The sequence below is a fragment of the Cytobacillus sp. FSL R7-0680 genome (assembly GCF_038009245.1).
Classification (GTDB): domain Bacteria; phylum Bacillota; class Bacilli; order Bacillales; family Cytobacillaceae; genus Cytobacillus; species Cytobacillus kochii.
Genome location: NZ_JBBPAO010000001.1, coordinates 3,703,272 through 3,719,858, shown reverse-complemented (window position 1 = coordinate 3,719,858; position 16,587 = coordinate 3,703,272). Strand labels below are relative to the sequence as shown.

Genomic DNA, 16,587 nt, shown 5'->3' with positions numbered 1-16,587 from the left:
GCGGAAAGCGAGTGTACAAGAGCGCAATGGAACGGACTCATTTTTGCAACTGATGTTTTAAAGATTACCATTTGTTATTGTTCGTTTCCTGAAATCATTTAGTTATCTCCCATACCATCAAAAAAATTAAACATCCCCCACTCTATCAACCATCTTAATTGAAAGAAAAATGCTAACCGCTCCCAAAAGACATAGACCTGCGTTCACAAAATCAGAATTGAGATTTATATTAAGAAGAGAAGAAAAGTTTTGAAATTGCATAAGGAACATGGCACAAATGACAGTTGGAATCGTTGCTCTTTTCCAAATCCCAAAGAAAAAGAGGGGAATTAAACTAAGTAGTGTAATGAAAAAAGAATGAATGATCATCTTACTAGCATATGAAGTAATATCTACAACGGTTGGTTGCCCATTAATGATATGGAACAGATGATCAAGAAGATACGTGACGATACCTGACAACAGAAAGGATACGAGTGTACAGAGAAAAACTGCGAGTGAGATAAAAAGCACTTTTGCGATAATTAACTTTTTCCGACTAATTGGATAGCCGAATGAAAGAGAGAACGTTTTGTTCTTATACTCATCTATAACCACCTGATTAATAAGAGAAGCTCCAAATAGCACCCAGCCCATCTGTATGGCCAAAATCAATTGAATAATTGTCGCATAACTTTGCCCGAAGTCAGCGCTTACCATTTTAATAAAGAAAATCGGCATAAACATAAGAATACCCGCATAAATAATGATCTCACCCATCACCATTTTTTGCTTTAGTTTCCTCCACTCCAGCTCCATTAATTTAAACATGCTGTTCACCTCCATGGATAATTTGATAGAAATAATCTTCCAGTGTACTTGTATGTTTTTGTATCTCTTCTATATCAATCTGATGAAGAATTAATGCCTTTGAGATTTCACTTGGGGACAAGGTTAAATCATATATGCGAATTCTATTGTCTTCTATAATCTTCATATTAGTAATACGAAGTTCGTACTCTAGCAAATACACTGATTTTTCTACATTCGATGTCACAATCTCAATATATTCCGTTTGCTGCTTCCTAATATCAGCCAAAGTGACTTCATTCACTAATTGACCATCCCTAATCACACCTATTCTATCAACAACTTGTTCCATTTCCCCTAAAATATGACTAGAAAGGAGAAAAGTCATGCCATATTCTTTATTTAACATGCGAATTAAATCTCTCATATCTTTTATACCAATGGGATCAAGACCATTGGTAGGTTCATCGAGAACAATCAGTTCCGGCTTTGTTATGATGGCTCTGCCAATCCCCAATCTCTGCTTCATCCCAAGGGAAAAATCCTTCACTTTTTTCCCTTCAATTCCTTTTAAATGAACCATATCTAAAGCTTGCGTAATGGCTTTTTGATCATAAAACCCTAAATATTCACAGTGAAGCTGTAGATTCTCTCTCGCTGTTAAATGCTCATAAAAGAGCGGATATTCAATAATACTACCCACACGCTTCAACCCAGACTTCTTATTTTCTGTAAGCCTTTCACCAAATAACGCAATCTCTCCTGAAGAAGGATGAATTAATCCCGTGAGCATTTTCATGATCGTCGTTTTCCCAGCCCCATTTTGTCCGAGAAATCCGTATATTTCTCCTTTTTTAATATGAAGATTTACATTAGTTACAAGCACCTTACCTTTGACCTTTTTCGTTAAGCCATTGGTTTGCACGACGTAATCCATTGTCTTAACCTCCTTTATGATTGTTACTTCTAGCTTAAGCAAAGAAAGTATCTTTTTTCTTTCTCATTTCTTACATGTTTCTTAAGTTTGAATAAAAAAAGAGCCGTTCCAACAGAACACCCCTTTTCGAGAAGTCTTAATATGTCATTTGTTTAAACCTACAAGTAAAAGTCGTCTTCTCAAATGGTTGGCTACTCACGTGCAGCGTACCATTCATTGCTTCTGTTAATCGTTTCGAAATACTTAAACCCAATCCACTGCCTTGAAATTGAGGGTTTCTAGCATCATCTAATGTATATAGTCGTTCAAACACCCGGTCCTGGTGTACCTCTGCAATCCCTTTCCCCTTATCCCAAACCTCTACGGCAATGGTTTCCCCATCTCCTCGAAGGGTGAGACCTAATACGCCCCCATCATTTCCATATCGAATCGCATTCGAGATAAGATTACTTAGCACCCGGTTAATTGCCTCTTCATTACCAAGAATATAAAAATTCCGCTCTGGAATGTCTATCTCTACCTGAAATCCTTTTGATACAAGCAAATCATAAAACTCTAATACATTCTTTCTACAAATCTCATTAAGTGAAACCTTACTCAACGGCATGAGGTAATCATCGGATTCTAGTTTAACAAGATCAAAGGATTGATTAAGTAAAGAAACGAGACTCATTACTTTTTCGTGCAAGCGTAAAATGACGATTTCTTTTTCGTCCTTAGCCATCGTTTTATCCAGCTTTATTTTTTCTACATAACCTAAAATAACTGTTAGTGGTGTTTTCAAATCATGTGACATATTGGCTATCATTTTCCTTAAACTATCTTTTGTTTTGGCGTAATCGGCAAATACTTTTTGATTGTTATCAAGCATTCGGTTGATTTGAATAAGTAAAAGTTGAATGGCCTCTTGATCTGTTTGGAGTAACACTTTTTCAGCTGTCTGTTGTTCGATAATATTTGTTAACTTATCACTGATTTCATTTATATGTTGCTTTGTTTTTTTAAGAGAATAATATTGCCATCCATTCATTACAATTAAAATGGCCATGATAACAATTAAAGTAACCATCATAGACTATTCACCTAATTTATATCCGATTCCCCAAATGGTTCGAATATACTTTGGATGAGACGGATTCTCTTCTATTTTTTCTCGTAACCTTCTTATATGAACATTGATTACATTTTCATTGCCGTAATAATCATCTTCCCAAATAAAATGGTATATTTGTTCCTTTGTAAACACTCGATTTTGATTGGTCATAAACAGCTTTAAAATATGGAATTCCTTAGAAGTAAGCTGCACAACCTTATCTTTCATTTGTACAGAAAAGGTATGTAAATCGAGGGATAATTCCTTAAAATGAATGTTATGAGATATAGCTGGAGTCCCCGCAGGACGATATTGCGTTGCCCTACGAATAGCCGCATGGACCCTCGCCGTTAGTTCGATCATTGAAATCGGTTTGCTTATATAATCATCGGCACCAAAGCCTAATCCTAACGCCTTGTCTAAGTCACTATCCTTCGCTGAAATAATCAACACAGGCATTAAACTCTCTTCTCTGATGCGTTTTAAAACATCCATACCACTTAACTGCGGAAGCATTAAATCCAACAAGATTAAGTCAAAGTCCTCCTTATGGAAAAGGGATAAAGCTTCCTCCCCATCAAATGCGGTAAATACCTCGAAACTCTCCTGTCTCAAAATATCTGTTATTAATTCACTAATCTCCCTGTCGTCTTCCACAAGAAGAATACGCTTTTGCATACTTCCACATCCAATCCTTTGTACTAACCATGCAATGAATCAATCACCTTTAACTCTCCCTTTATTTCTATAAAGGGGGCATAATTCCTTCTAAAATATATAACTGATGGTATAAAAAAAGACTGATGATTTTCATTCGTTAGTCTCATTTGAAATAAAAGCTGATTGCCTCTCTCATTCAGGACACATGAAAAAGTGTAGGGAAAGTATGCATCCCTACACTACAAGTTCTTTATTAAAAATCAAAATTGTCTGGGTCTGGCCCTACACGAAGATTCTGATTTAATCCATCAATGATTTGCATCTCTTCTATCGTTAATTCAAAATCAAACACATTTGCATTTTCTACAATTCGATGCTCTTTTGTTGATTTTGGAATGGTGACAATCCCGTTCTGTAAATCCCAACGCAAAATAATTTGCGCAACAGACTTATGATGCTTGTTTGCGATCTCCTGTAACACTTTATTATCTAGTAATTGTCCTTGCATTAATGGTGACCATGCTTCCAGCTGAATCCCATTGTCTTGACAAAATACTTGTAACTCTTTTTGCGATATCCTTGGATGGCATTCTACTTGATTGACCATCGGTTTAATTTCAGCATCCTTCATTAGTTCTTCCAGATGATGAGTTTGAAAGTTGCTCACTCCAATGGCTTTTACACGACCTTCTTTATAAAGCGTTTCTAAAGCTCTCCAAGCATCCTTATATTTCCCTTCAACCGGCCAATGGATCAAATATAAATCTAAATACGCTAAACCAAGCTTCTCTAAGCTTGCTTCATAAGCAGCGATTGTTGATTCATACCCTAAATCAGCATTCCAAACTTTAGAAGTGACAAATAGCTCTTCTCTAGAAATCCCTGCATCTCTTATACCTTTTCGGATACCTTCACCTACACCTACTTCATTCTCATAAATTGCTGCGGTATCCACGCTGCGGTATCCATGGTTAATCGCTGACTTTACTGCGTTTACTAATTCAGGACCTTCTTCCACTTTAAAAACACCTAATCCAAACCAAGGCATCTTTACACCGTTATGCAAAGTAGTTGTATCTTGTAAATGTTTGACCATCATCTTTCAACCTCCAAAGTGATATTATTTTCTTGATCTTTTCGTTCCAAAGCTCTGCTAAACCCCGTTAAAACGGCTGCCACTAAAACCATAAGCGCTCCAATCCAAGATGTATGAATCAGTCCAATCGAGTCCGTAATCATACCACCTAAGTAAGAGCCAATGGCGATACCAGCATTAAATGCTGCAATATTGATGGCAGATGCGACATCCACTGCACTCGGAACAAAGCGCTCTGCCAACATCACCACATAGACTTGTAAACCCGGCACATTCATAAATGCTAATAATCCCATTAGAAAAATCGTTATCAATCCAGCCACTTTAAAAGGTGCTGTAAACATCAAAATAAATAACACAACCGCCTGTACAATAAACATATAGAACAATGCGCGGATAGGATTTTGATTCGATAACTTCCCGCCAACCATATTCCCAATTGCAATCGCTATGCCATAAACCAATAAAATGATTGCTACAGTTCCTTCTTCAAATCCAGTGATATCTTGAAGCAATGGCGATAAGAAGGTAAACACGACGAAGGTTCCACCATAACCTAGTGCTGTAATGATAAATAAGAGCAATAACCGGCCATTTTTCACAAGTTTCAGTTGATCACGAAAGGATGTTTTGACCCCTTTTCGTAAATGTGATGGAACGAGAATACTATTAGCAATTAAAGCAATAACACCAATAATGACAATCGTCATAAACGCTGCTCTCCACCCTAATTGTTGACCGATAAAGGTGCCAAATGGAACACCTGTAACAGTAGCGACCGTCAGACCCGTAAACATAATGGAAATCGCACTCGCTCTTCGATTTTCAGGAACTAAATCAGCAGCGATTGTCGATCCGATTGACATGAAGACCCCATGGGAAAATGCTGAGATCACACGTGCAACGAGTAATAACCCTATAGTCGTTGAAAAGGCAGCAAGCGTATTCCCGATTATAAAAACAATCATAATCCAAAGTAATAAAGTCTTGCGGGACATTCGCGATGTCAAAGATGTCAAAACAGGGGCACCAAATGTTACCCCTAAGGCATATAAAGAAACCGTTAACCCTGCAGTAGTTACCGGAATACTTAAATCATTTGCAATAAGGGGTAATAAACCAACACTGATAAATTCAGTCGTCCCGATTGCAAAGGCACTTACTGCCAAAGTAAGCAAGGCCATTGTGCTTTGCTTTCTGCTTAGATTCATATATTCTTCACCTTTTTTCTTTTATATAAATGGAAAATTTCCTTTTCGAACATAATAATTTTAAAGGAAAGTATCGTTTCAATCCGCCGGCAAATGTTATTATGATACATATAGAATACAAAGAGAAGTACGCACTTTAAAGTAATATAGATACAAAAAAGTAATATAGGTACTTTTTAGTTCCTAAGGAGGGAAACAAGAATGGAGAAGAAGAAATACAATATTTCTGTTGAAGCAACTTTAGAAGTCATCGGAGGAAAGTGGAAATGTGTAATCCTTTGTCATCTCACACATGGCAAAAAGCGAACAAGCGAATTAAAGCGTCTCATGCCTAACATCACACAAAAGATGCTTACCCAACAGCTACGCGAGCTTGAAGAGGATGGTGTCATCAATCGTATCGTGTACAATCAAGTTCCACCAAAAGTAGAATACGAACTCAGCGAATACGGACAAAGCTTAGAAGGGATCTTAACTTCATTATGTGCCTGGGGAGAGAACCATTTGACCAAGCTATATGGGGATAAATTCTCGGTATTAGAAGAAAGTATATTGAACGAATAGGATAAGTAATAAATTGGCTGAAAACAGGACATTTTTATAGAGGTAATGGCTAACTCCAAGCATAACAGGGAAGCTTCAATGGCATACCCTCTGAAGCTTCTTCCTCTCTTTATAAATAAATTTGCTTACTCCGTTTTATATTTTTTTGCCAACGTTTCACTCCCAATCGCTCCAATGATTGAAGCAGTGAATGGAAGAAACGCATAAAGAATCGAACCTTGGAAAAATGTTATATTCAAGTCAAAAAATTTATTACCCACTGCGATAAGAATTTTGAAAACAACTAAAAATAAGCCAACAAGCAGAAGAAGATCGAAAAACAACTTTAACTTTGGATACGCTAATTGCTTTCCATCTTCAATAATGCTTTCCTTCAAATGATCATCTCCTTTTAATAATTCATCAATGGTAATATCAAAAATTTCACTCAGTTGAATGAGAGATTCAATGCTGGGATATCCTTCTCCACGCTCCCATTTTGATACTGATTGTCTACTAATTTTAAGTAATTCACCGAGCTGTTGTTGAGACATTTCATGTTTTAAACGTTGTTCTTTTAATTTTTGGGGGAAATCCATTTTCTTCATCTCCTAACAACTCCAGTATATTTGCATCTCTAACTAAACGTAAAGAACCGTGTCGTTGCAACGATGTAAACGAATAGTTGCGGGATAAAATGAGTAATTATTTTACCATGTTATATTATATCAGCTATCACTTTACCTATATTTCCCATTGTCATTTATACTTATTATGCTGTTTTCTATTTGAAGATACCCGTGGGGAAATTTCCAGTATAAGAAAACGGCCATTCCCTATACCACTAAAGTAAAAAAGGAAGTGACCGTTTCTATCATAGCTTTATATAAGTTTATCTTTACAAACATCTCACACCTGATATTTACCAATAGAGCAGATGATAAAGCACCATAATCACAGCAATAATTAAAATGAATAAAACCACTTGATTAACTTTAATATCAATTAACACTTTATTTCATTCGGATAATTTACTTAAGTAAGATTTTTAAAGTATTAGTTAATCTGAAGTGTATTATAAATAACTTAAGAAAAGTTGAAAGTCACTACTTTTTAAGACGGTTCTCCAATGATTCAATCGCCAGTTGAAGCGCAATTAATCGTCGCTCATTTACTGTTTTTTGAGGACTACCATCTTTTGCTTTTGCTATCTGTTTTTCAATAGGTGGAATAGTACTTTGCAAAATATCTTTAGATGTTAGAATAACTTCTTCTTCATATGAGAAGTCTTCACCGTTCCAAATATTCCTTAAGCTATCTAAACCGACTTTTATAGCATCTCGTCTCTTTCTTACTAGAGTAGTATTAGACCCCTTTTCAGTCATGCTTTTATAAGCATTTGAAAGTTTACTAAATGTAGACTCTAAGGATTTTACGGATAACTCTTGTATTTCTTGGTTAATTGACTTCATGTAGACTTCTCATCACTTTCATTATTTAGTAGTATTCATTCATGATTACAGAGTAATAATAAAGCATGCAGACCTTCTTTTATTTCTGCTAGTGAAGCATACGCATACGACAGTCTTATATGATGAAAATCACCTGAATGATAGATATAACCTGGGTTGATTAAAATATTTTGATTGAGAAGGTTTAGAAATAGTGCTTTGTTTACGATAGGTTTATTAAACCTTAACCAAATATAAAAGCCACCTTCTGACTTATTCCACGTAGCAATCTTTCTAAATTGGTTTTCTAGTATATTTTCAATAAATGCCGCTCTGTTCTTTAGTTGTTCACGAAGATTTTTTAAGTGATTTTCATATAAACCAGTTGAAATCCAATGTGCGACGATTTCTTGAGAAAGAGCACTTGAACCATAATCCGTTTGCATTTTTATATCCGCTAGCCGTTCAACCACAGGTGAAGGTGCGACAATCCATCCAATACGTAACCCAGGACTTAATGTTTTCGATACACTACCAAGATAAAGTACTTGTCCTGACTTGTCTAAAGACTTTAAGGTAGGTAAAGGATGATCAAATAGTAATTCATGATAAACATCGTCTTCAATAATAGGAATCTGTAACTCTTTGCATATATTGTATAGATTTTTCTTTTCCTCCAACAACCAATTAACTCCAGTAGGATTATTTAATGTCGGAACACAATAAAATATAGATTGTTTTTTCCTCTTAAAAACTTTTAAGTTCTCAGCTAATTTCGGATGATTACGCATTACCGTATGCATACGCATTCCAGCAGATTGAAAAGGATGAATAGAACTTAAATAAGATGGTTCTTCATGGAAAATCACAGAGCCTTCTTCTAATAATCCAATGGCAATTAGTTGAAGCGCCTGAAGTGCTCCAGAAACAATTAGAATGTTCTCTGGTTCCGATTGAATACCTCTTATTTTCAGATAGTCACATAATACTCTTCTAAGTCTTTCATTTCCTTTTGGTGATGAATAACCGATAGATTTTGCATCAAGGGTGATTTCTTTTAAGGACTGTTCAAGTTGTTTTGTTGGGAGTAGTTCCGGTGATAATTCACCTGTTCCAAGGCGAATGATATGATTATATTGCTCGTATTCATTGATAAGTTGAATGGTATGGTCATTTGCTCTATGGATACTTGAATCAATATGCTTTTTCCAATTCGGTTGAGTTTTATTTAAAAGTACATTCCAAGAAATATTAGTTACAAATACACCTGATCCTAATTTTGATTGAAGTAAACCATCTGCCTTCAGTTCATCAAGAGCAAGTTGAACTGTACTTCTATTGACATTAAATTGTATCGCTAGTTGACGCTGTGTGGGGATTTTTGTTCCAACCGCCCAATCTCCACTTTCTATACGAAATTTCATCCAATCTACAATTTGTTCGTGAAAAGTTAAATGAGAATCACTACTCGGTTTCCATTTCAAGATAATCCCCCTTAAATTGGGTGGATAAAAAACCATCCAATTGGTTGTTTTCTTTCAGTTTTATCATAGTACGATAGTAATTGAAAGAGAGTTGATTGAATGGAACCCATTCTGCATGGATTAATTTTGGCATTCGGACTTATTTTACCTTTAGGGGTACAGAATGTCTTTGTATTTTCTCAAGGAGCAACCCAACTTAGATTGGCTCAGGCACTTCCAGCCACGATAACAGCTGCAATCTCTGATACACTTTTAATCTTATTATCTGTATTTGGTTTATCAATGATTGTCCTTCAATTTGAATGGTTAAGAGTAATTTTAATGATTACCGGTATCTTATTTTTATTGTATATGGGATCTGTCATTTGGAAATCCGAAACGACAAAAAAAACGAATAAGGCTTTACCTATTCGTCAACAAATTATCTTTGCTTTATCTGTTTCTTTTTTAAACCCTCACGCCATCTTAGATATAGTCGGTGTTATTGGGGTAAGTGCAATAAAATATGCTGGAAAAGAACAATTTCTTTTTACTATTACTTGTATTACAGTATCTTGGATTTGGTTCTTTGGGCTAATGATTGCAGGAGCATTTGTGAAAAAGTTAGATGGCAAAAGAAATGTATTGCAATTATTTAATAAATTCTCTGCTATCTTTATCTGGGGTACAGCCATTTATATTTTTCTTGATTTAATGTAATATCCTTGGAATTATCATTTCATATGTAAAATGCGAAAGCCTTCTGTCAAGATGCAAGGGAGAAGGCTTAAAAGGTAAGATTTCTTTTTTTAAAAGTAGTTTATTCTTTCACTTCAAATGTATTTTTCTCTATACATATCGCTGCTGCAGACGTATTTATAATGATATCAAAATCCTGGCTGTATGGATGCATAAACACTTCGTACTGTATCCTTCGTTCTTCATGGGATTGCCTTAAATAATTGAGATCTGCTCCCCTTTCAACGATGTCCCGATTCGACCTCCTTAATAATTCAGTTTCACCATCTGTATAGAAATAAATTTTTAAGTCAAATAAATCAGGATGAATAAATGCTACACTCATTCCCTCAACAATCGTTACTTTATTCCTCGAGGAAATTAATTCGCTTTTCATATAATGTGTATGCATTGTGTATAAATCTAAACCATCTCTAATCATCTGAACATCTCTTTCTAAAGATAACAAATGATGCGCTGATGGGTGGCAAGCTGTCATTTTATAACGATGATTTTCGTTTTGATATGTATAGTCAATCATTGCATGGTTCCGTATATTCGAGCTAACAATATACGGGTCTGTATTTATATAATTCACTCCATCTTGATTTAATACGTTTATAAGCTTATTGGCAAACGTTGTTTTTCCAGCAGCACCATGTCCGGAAATACCAATAATAAGCTTTTTATCCGTTATTGTAATCCAATTTAGGATGTCTTGTATTAACTTATCCATCAATCTCCCCCCGTCACTAGATTTGCTTTTTTCAACTTACTTTTTAAGATGTCTATACTTCTAATGATGAGTGCTATATTCTCCACTTAATTCGAATCAAATGCTTCCCGATAAAACTCCCTTAACTCCGCTCCGTTATCCGGCCATTCGGGCAGCTGTTCGTTAGCCAACATAACCAATGCATCAAGACAGCGATGCCATCCTGCTGCTGTTGCCGCTGCCCAAGACCGGTCATCAAACGTATGCTGAAAATTCATTCGGCACCCGTCATCGGTATTTTGCAACTCGATTCTTAGCATATCAGCGCCTTCATGAAAGGCAAAGACGACAGGTGGTTGGTATTCAGTAATTATGCCTTCGTACTTCGTCCCCTCGCCATCATCAAAAGCTATTTTGCCACCTTCAATAAGATCCATCTCTCCAGTTGCAAACGGATACCACCTGGTAAAGTAATCAGGATCTGTTACGTAGCGGAAAACACTCTCTGGTTTATGGGTAAACAAACGTTCAAATTGCAAAACATAACGACCATTCACTTCATATAACTTTCCGAATTTAGTCATCTTATTCTCCTTTACATTTTTATTCATTATTAAGATTAACAAAAAGCTTCATCTTAAACTATGCCCGTTTGCGAAATAAAATTTCCGATAAAAAACCTCCTCTTGACCATCATATCCAAAGGGTATAAACATCGCAATTTATGCTGATTTGGAGTAAGTTTGATCAAAATTAAATATAACGAATATGCTTCAAACGGTTCTTGTACGAAACCAACAAAATAGTTTATTAACCGGCATCTAGCTGTTTTCTAGGTGTAAAAGTATAACTATCTCACACTTTTAACTAAAATAAATATAACCCTTAGTTAATAATTACTAACATAAATGTGTTGTCTAAAATTGATAAAAATCCCTACCTACTCATGGTCGGGATTTTCATCATCTGGTCTTCACTTTTTGTTATCTAATTCATTTATGAACCGTAGGAACAGCTGCCAAAAGAATAGTTAGAAATTAATGTGGATTCTTTAGGATCAAAGTTAGAAAAGACCCGGAAAATTTTACGGAGCTTTTTCTAAACATAAGTACATATTACCTTAATGAAAAACGATAAAAATCAATTCTATTAGATTCAGTCGGGATTATTATTAAGAGGTCTTTAACCCTTTGGTAATTCCCCAAAAGTAATGCAAATGCGCATACAGACAGTGGTTTTTTATGAAAAATTCACCTTCTATTTAACGGAGTACCTGATGACATTTGCATTGGGCTATTACTTTATTTTCACATTAGCCTCTGCACTGATAGAGGCTGGATAATCAAGCAATTCAAGTTTAACAGGTCCTAAGTCAGTTGCCTCAGATGGGAAAGGAACGGAATACAATACATAGTCGTCGACATAAGAATAGGAGATACCATATGGTTCATCCTTACTTATTACATTTCCATCTGCATCTATTGCATGCGTAAAAATTGCTGATTTGAATTGATTCGGATTCGTATCTAATTTAATGGACATCTCGCCTTGCTCTATCTCTACATCTGTTAATTTTCCGTCTTTCGGTGCCTTAAGTATTTTCTTTTTTATCGGGTCTACTTCAACATTGAGCTCTTCCTTATCAAGCGCACGAATTGAATTGAAACGCAAATATAATTCTTTAGGATTAGTAAAGTAGTTGCTCTGCAAATAAATGATTGTTTCGTTCTCATTGATTTGTGTAGTCTCTATTACACTTGTATTCCATGTTTCTCCTTTTTCATCTATTAGATGCAAGTCATTAATACCAAATATCTTTTTACTATTTTGCGAATGATAATATACATGTACAGCTGTTTGAGAAGGATACATTGTTACGTCCTTGATTGTTAATTGCTGTCCTTCAATTTCTAATGTTTTATCCACATTATACACTTTCTTTCCAACAATTTTACCTTTATCTAAAGTAAAGGGAATTTCCCAAACCCCGTCTAAAAGTTTCTTATCTTTAGAAAACTGAGTTGAAAGAATTAGTTCATTTGGCAGATTATCCCCTTCTTTTAAAGGAACCCTGATTTCCAGCAAAGAATCCGGATTATCATTCCGATATTCACCAACTATATGATAAGGCAATACCTCTCCTTTTTCATTAAGCAATTGAAAGCTCCCTAGAGTAATAACTACGTCTTCTTCATCTGATTGATATTCATAAAAAATGATCAGTGATTTTTCATCATGAATAATTGAATTCAAAGTAAACTCTATACCTTTGTTATTCACACTTGAATCCACTTTTTGTATGTAATTATTTTCAACAGCTGCAAGTAGCCCTTTGTCATATCGGACAAAATCAACAATTTTCCCCATACCAGGTACATTTGACATGTAATATGCAACGGGTTCGGATACATTAACAGATGTAATAAACGTAAGTCCTAAAATACATGCAGCAGTGAATGTCTTAATGGGCAGCTGCATTCTCTTTTTCTTTTTCTTTTTCTCTGCTTTTGCTTGCTGTATTCCCCTTAGAATTGCCTGGTCAGAGCGATCGTCAGAAATGGATAGATCCTTCATTATTTTTTTGGATTCAGCCAACTCACTTTCTTCTCTTTCAAACATTTAGCCCACCCCCCTTATTTAATTGAACCTGAAGTGCTTTTAGGCCTTTGTATAGCCAGGTTTTAATGGTGCTCTCCGACCTTTCGAGAATTTCGGCAATATCTTTTATCTTTAAATCGTTATAATACTTTAAAATAATGACTTCTCGAAAACGTGCATCTATTTTTAGTAATGCTTCCTCTATTTCTAACGTCTGGTTGTCATTCTTCGTTACTATTAGATTATCAATATACTTAGGATCTGCGATTCTTTTTCTTTTACGAATTTGATCATGGCAGTAATTAAGCATAATCCGGATAACCCATGTTGAGAAGTATTCTGCATGTTTCAATTTATTCAATGAAAGATAAGCCCTAAAAGTTACTTCCTGCAATGCTTCTAAGGCCTCCTCCTCATTATGTAAGTAACCCAAGGCTATTTTTAATAGTCTACTTTTATGGATTTGGATTAATTCGTAGAAAGCATCATCATCTCCCTTTCTTACTCTATTGACTAGGTGTTTCACTTCCAAGCGCGCTTCCCCCTTTTCTCTTTCTAGTTATTAGACATAACAAAGAAACAAAAAGTCTTAAGTTTTTACTTTCTGCAGAATTTTTTGATATTGATAATCGAATAATCTATTCCTAAGGTGTACCCGTTGTAAAAGTCCTTTTAAAAAAACAAGTCTAATGTTAGAAGCTACGGTTGGTAGTTTGGAGAAACATCATGTTATCTTATTTTCACCCTAAAAAACCCCCTAGGACAATGCATATTCCAAGAAGGTGAAACTTCGCACTTTATTTGAATCAATACATTTTGTTGGATTGAAAAAAAGTTCGAGCAACTCGAAGTAATTTCTTGTTAAACACTGTACAATTTTTATCATTTACTTCTATTAATTTTAAACAATTTCGCTCTTCTTGATTACTATACAATTGAAATTTTCTAAAGAACGTAGACCACCGAAAAAATAACATATTTTCCCTTAATTTACTGCAGATAACCTGCATAACTAAAGAGCAATGATGGACCTAAAAAATACCAGGTTATATTCCGCCCTAGGCAGGAGCAATTTTTGACCATTTTTCAGAAATTTCCTTAAACACGAATATTGTAAAACGGTAGACTAAATCCCACAACAGAGACAAATTGGATGGGTCATAGTCATTATGAGGAGATATTTTAGAAAAGAGACTTAGACAAAAAACTCCCACACTTAGAGGAGTTTTGTTTTATTAATCTTTCATTCCACTTTATCACATTCACTTGGTAATATGCCCCATACGTATTATCAATCTATTATTTCATTACCAGAAAAATATTAAGGTTTTAACCTAACAAACAATTTAGTGTACTTGAATTATTAGAGGGGATTAAACCATTAAAGGAAATAATCTAATTATAAAAAAATTTAATTGTCGTAAATACTTTACATTTTGTAAAAAATATATTACATTTAACTTATAAGAAATCATATAGAAAAGAGGTTTCATATGCTGGAAAACTTTATATCAGTTGGTAGGGCTGAGAAAAAATGGACTCAACAACACTTAGCCGATGACGTAGGTGTTAGTCGTCAAACGATTGCAGCATTGGAAAAAAACAAATATAACCCTTCATTGATATTAGCATTTAAAATTTCTAATTCATTAGGGAAAGAAATTACAGAAGTATTTAAATTTAAGGAGGAAGTTGTATGATCACGTTAACTACATCATTGATTATAGGTTTAGCAATACTGGTTATAGTTTCAGAAGTATATAAAGCAAAATTTGAAAGTAAAAAAGAATCAATGGATGAAAGAGGTGAGCTATTACTTTTTAAGATTAAGTCGCTCTCTTATTCAATATTATCTGGGGGGATACTTCTTGGGGTGGCATTAGTAGCAATCTTAGATGTAATCCAAAAAGAATATTTTATTTATTACGTTATGATTGTTTTTTTTATTCAAAGCATTGTTTCTTCAATATATTTAGCTGTAGTTAAACGTATTTAAATAATACATTACAACACTTTGAGAAATTAACTATGCTCATATATAACTTCTTAATTAAGTATCACATGCCTCTTCAGTACATGACCCGCTCATAGTTTGTCTATTTGCAATCCATTCATAAACTTTTTGCCCCACCCCCTATCTTAGAGGATTAAGAAAATGCTAAGTCGTTATTGGCAGCAAGATATGAAGAGATATGACCAGTGTTGTGAATTCTTTTAGGTTTAAGTTGCATCTAATCGATCCGACGCCTTTAAAATTTAAAATTCCTGAAGCTAAGTTTATCAACTTATGGATTACTCAATTTTTTTGACAACCTCAATAATACTCATCAAAAGGGAAAATCTTCGCGACTTTTTAAGACGTCGCGATTTCATACAAAACACTCGAATTGATATACCTTATTTGTTCATGTAATTCAGTAAATCTATAGATTTTTTGAATGCTTCTTCTCCTTGATATTGTAAATGTATAATCCAACAATGATAAGTTTTTTCTATTTTAAATTTTAGAGAACTTAACCATAAAAAACTGCACCTCATTTGTTAGATCATGTCTAACAAATGGGGTGCATATCAGAATTTTAAAAACGGTATCACTTTTATTTAAATTCTATACAATTACTTGTAGCCTTGGAGTAAAGTTTGATCAAAAGTACCTCACAAAGCCACATAAATGATTCAGCGTAATATTTCACCGAAACAAATTTATGATGCATATACAAAAGGTACGAAGTATAGTGATCCAGATGATCCAAATACAACGGTATATCACTACAAGGGTACAGATGTACTAGAGAAGGTAATACTTTAATTAACAGTTTATAATCAAGCTAAACCTAAATCGAGATGAAAAAAAAGTAAAGGCAGTGTATTAAAATGATTAAGAGAATTGAGTTTAACAAAGAAGTAAAAATAGGTTATATTCAAGTTATCAAAGAAATAAAAGCTGGTATGGTTCATGAAACTGATGAATTAAAAGTTAATCCTTATATAAATTTAGACTTAGATAAGGATAATAGAATTATAGGCTTAGAGATATTTAGAGATGAAGCTAATGCCCTTAAAAATGCATCTTCTAAAGATAACTTTTACCTTAAAAGAGATAATATGTATTCGTTACGACTAAATGATAATGAAGTAGCTTCGAGATATTCTTATTTAGGATTAGAATTCTGTTTTTCAGAAGAAAATCACAGAGGATTTATAGGTTTCGACATTCTAGATATATCAAAATATCCTGAAAAGACTTTATAGTTTACTATACTAATTTTCATAAAGAAAATTCGGGAATATAT

Annotated in this window: 18 protein-coding genes; 5 read left to right on the top strand and 13 right to left on the bottom strand. The window is 34.4% G+C overall.

What is annotated here, in order from left to right:
• Positions 1-126: 126 nt before the first annotated feature.
• The 6 genes from MKY26_RS18585 to MKY26_RS18560 all read right to left on the bottom strand — a co-directional run bounded on the left by MKY26_RS18585 (position 127) and on the right by MKY26_RS18560 (position 5,786).
• Positions 127-810 (bottom strand): ABC transporter permease, encoded by a 684-nt coding sequence (locus MKY26_RS18585; protein WP_341098292.1) that lies wholly within the window; start codon positions 808-810, stop codon positions 127-129.
• A complete protein-coding gene (locus MKY26_RS18580) occupies positions 803-1,726 on the bottom strand; it encodes an ABC transporter ATP-binding protein (protein ID WP_095371049.1) in 924 nt (307 codons plus the stop codon). The genes MKY26_RS18585 and MKY26_RS18580 overlap by 8 nt, the downstream gene beginning before the upstream one ends.
• Positions 1,727-1,862: 136 nt before the next feature.
• The gene (locus MKY26_RS18575) at positions 1,863-2,798 is read right to left on the bottom strand and encodes a sensor histidine kinase (protein WP_322910236.1); all 936 of its coding nucleotides are present in this window, start codon (positions 2,796-2,798) and stop codon (positions 1,863-1,865) included.
• A gap of 3 nt (positions 2,799-2,801) precedes the next feature.
• Complete coding sequence (locus tag MKY26_RS18570) at positions 2,802-3,497, bottom strand: response regulator transcription factor (protein ID WP_307315804.1); 696 nt, start codon at positions 3,495-3,497, stop codon at positions 2,802-2,804.
• A gap of 235 nt (positions 3,498-3,732) precedes the next feature.
• Entirely contained in the window at positions 3,733-4,575 is an 843-nt protein-coding gene (locus MKY26_RS18565; protein WP_307315867.1) for an aldo/keto reductase, read from the bottom strand.
• Complete coding sequence (locus MKY26_RS18560) at positions 4,575-5,786, bottom strand: MFS transporter (protein ID WP_322910235.1); 1,212 nt, start codon at positions 5,784-5,786, stop codon at positions 4,575-4,577. Before MKY26_RS18560 ends, MKY26_RS18565 begins: the two co-directional genes overlap by 1 nt.
• A gap of 201 nt (positions 5,787-5,987) precedes the next feature.
• Between MKY26_RS18560 and MKY26_RS18555 the strand changes: the two genes are divergently transcribed.
• Positions 5,988-6,350: a winged helix-turn-helix transcriptional regulator gene (locus MKY26_RS18555; RefSeq protein WP_095371054.1), complete on the top strand. Its 363-nt coding sequence runs from the start codon at positions 5,988-5,990 to the stop codon at positions 6,348-6,350.
• Between the two features lie 125 nt (positions 6,351-6,475).
• Here MKY26_RS18555 and MKY26_RS18550 read toward each other — a convergent pair whose 3' ends face one another.
• The 3 genes from MKY26_RS18550 to MKY26_RS18540 form a co-directional block, all read right to left on the bottom strand.
• The gene (locus tag MKY26_RS18550) at positions 6,476-6,928 is read right to left on the bottom strand and encodes a helix-turn-helix domain-containing protein (RefSeq protein ID WP_307315870.1); all 453 of its coding nucleotides are present in this window, start codon (positions 6,926-6,928) and stop codon (positions 6,476-6,478) included.
• Between the two features lie 507 nt (positions 6,929-7,435).
• Positions 7,436-7,801 (bottom strand): hypothetical protein, encoded by a 366-nt coding sequence (locus tag MKY26_RS18545; protein WP_307315807.1) that lies wholly within the window; start codon positions 7,799-7,801, stop codon positions 7,436-7,438.
• A 35-nt stretch (positions 7,802-7,836) separates the two neighbouring features.
• On the bottom strand, positions 7,837-9,264 hold the full coding sequence (locus MKY26_RS18540; protein ID WP_341098289.1) for an aminotransferase-like domain-containing protein: 1,428 nt from the start codon (positions 9,262-9,264) through the stop codon (positions 7,837-7,839).
• A gap of 99 nt (positions 9,265-9,363) precedes the next feature.
• On the opposite strand from MKY26_RS18540, the gene MKY26_RS18535 reads away from it, so the two are divergent.
• Positions 9,364-9,963 carry a LysE/ArgO family amino acid transporter gene (locus MKY26_RS18535; RefSeq protein WP_095371058.1) on the top strand — a complete coding sequence of 200 codons (600 nt, stop codon included), beginning with the start codon at positions 9,364-9,366 and terminating at the stop codon, positions 9,961-9,963.
• A 100-nt stretch (positions 9,964-10,063) separates the two neighbouring features.
• On the opposite strand, the gene MKY26_RS18530 is transcribed toward MKY26_RS18535, so the two are convergent.
• From MKY26_RS18530 to MKY26_RS18515, 4 genes are all read right to left on the bottom strand, one after another.
• Positions 10,064-10,717, bottom strand: coding sequence for a uridine kinase family protein (locus MKY26_RS18530; protein WP_095371059.1), 654 nt, complete (start codon positions 10,715-10,717; stop codon positions 10,064-10,066).
• A gap of 86 nt (positions 10,718-10,803) precedes the next feature.
• Positions 10,804-11,322, bottom strand: coding sequence for an SRPBCC family protein (locus MKY26_RS18525; protein ID WP_340977314.1), 519 nt, complete (start codon positions 11,320-11,322; stop codon positions 10,804-10,806).
• Between the two features lie 670 nt (positions 11,323-11,992).
• Entirely contained in the window at positions 11,993-13,315 is a 1,323-nt protein-coding gene (locus tag MKY26_RS18520; protein WP_095371061.1) for a DUF4179 domain-containing protein, read from the bottom strand.
• On the bottom strand, positions 13,308-13,820 hold the full coding sequence (locus MKY26_RS18515; protein ID WP_341098704.1) for a sigma-70 family RNA polymerase sigma factor: 513 nt from the start codon (positions 13,818-13,820) through the stop codon (positions 13,308-13,310). The genes MKY26_RS18520 and MKY26_RS18515 overlap by 8 nt, the downstream gene beginning before the upstream one ends.
• A gap of 967 nt (positions 13,821-14,787) precedes the next feature.
• Between MKY26_RS18515 and MKY26_RS18510 the strand changes: the two genes are divergently transcribed.
• The 3 genes from MKY26_RS18510 (at position 14,788) to MKY26_RS18500 (ending at position 16,546) form a co-directional block, all read left to right on the top strand.
• Positions 14,788-14,994: a helix-turn-helix transcriptional regulator gene (locus tag MKY26_RS18510; RefSeq protein WP_095371063.1), complete on the top strand. Its 207-nt coding sequence runs from the start codon at positions 14,788-14,790 to the stop codon at positions 14,992-14,994.
• Complete coding sequence (locus MKY26_RS18505) at positions 14,991-15,290, top strand: hypothetical protein (RefSeq protein WP_095371064.1); 300 nt, start codon at positions 14,991-14,993, stop codon at positions 15,288-15,290. Before MKY26_RS18510 ends, MKY26_RS18505 begins: the two co-directional genes overlap by 4 nt.
• Before the next feature lie 878 nt (positions 15,291-16,168).
• Positions 16,169-16,546, top strand: a complete 378-nt coding sequence (locus MKY26_RS18500; RefSeq protein WP_095371065.1) for a DUF2283 domain-containing protein — start codon at positions 16,169-16,171, stop codon at positions 16,544-16,546.
• Positions 16,547-16,587 lie beyond the last annotated feature (41 nt).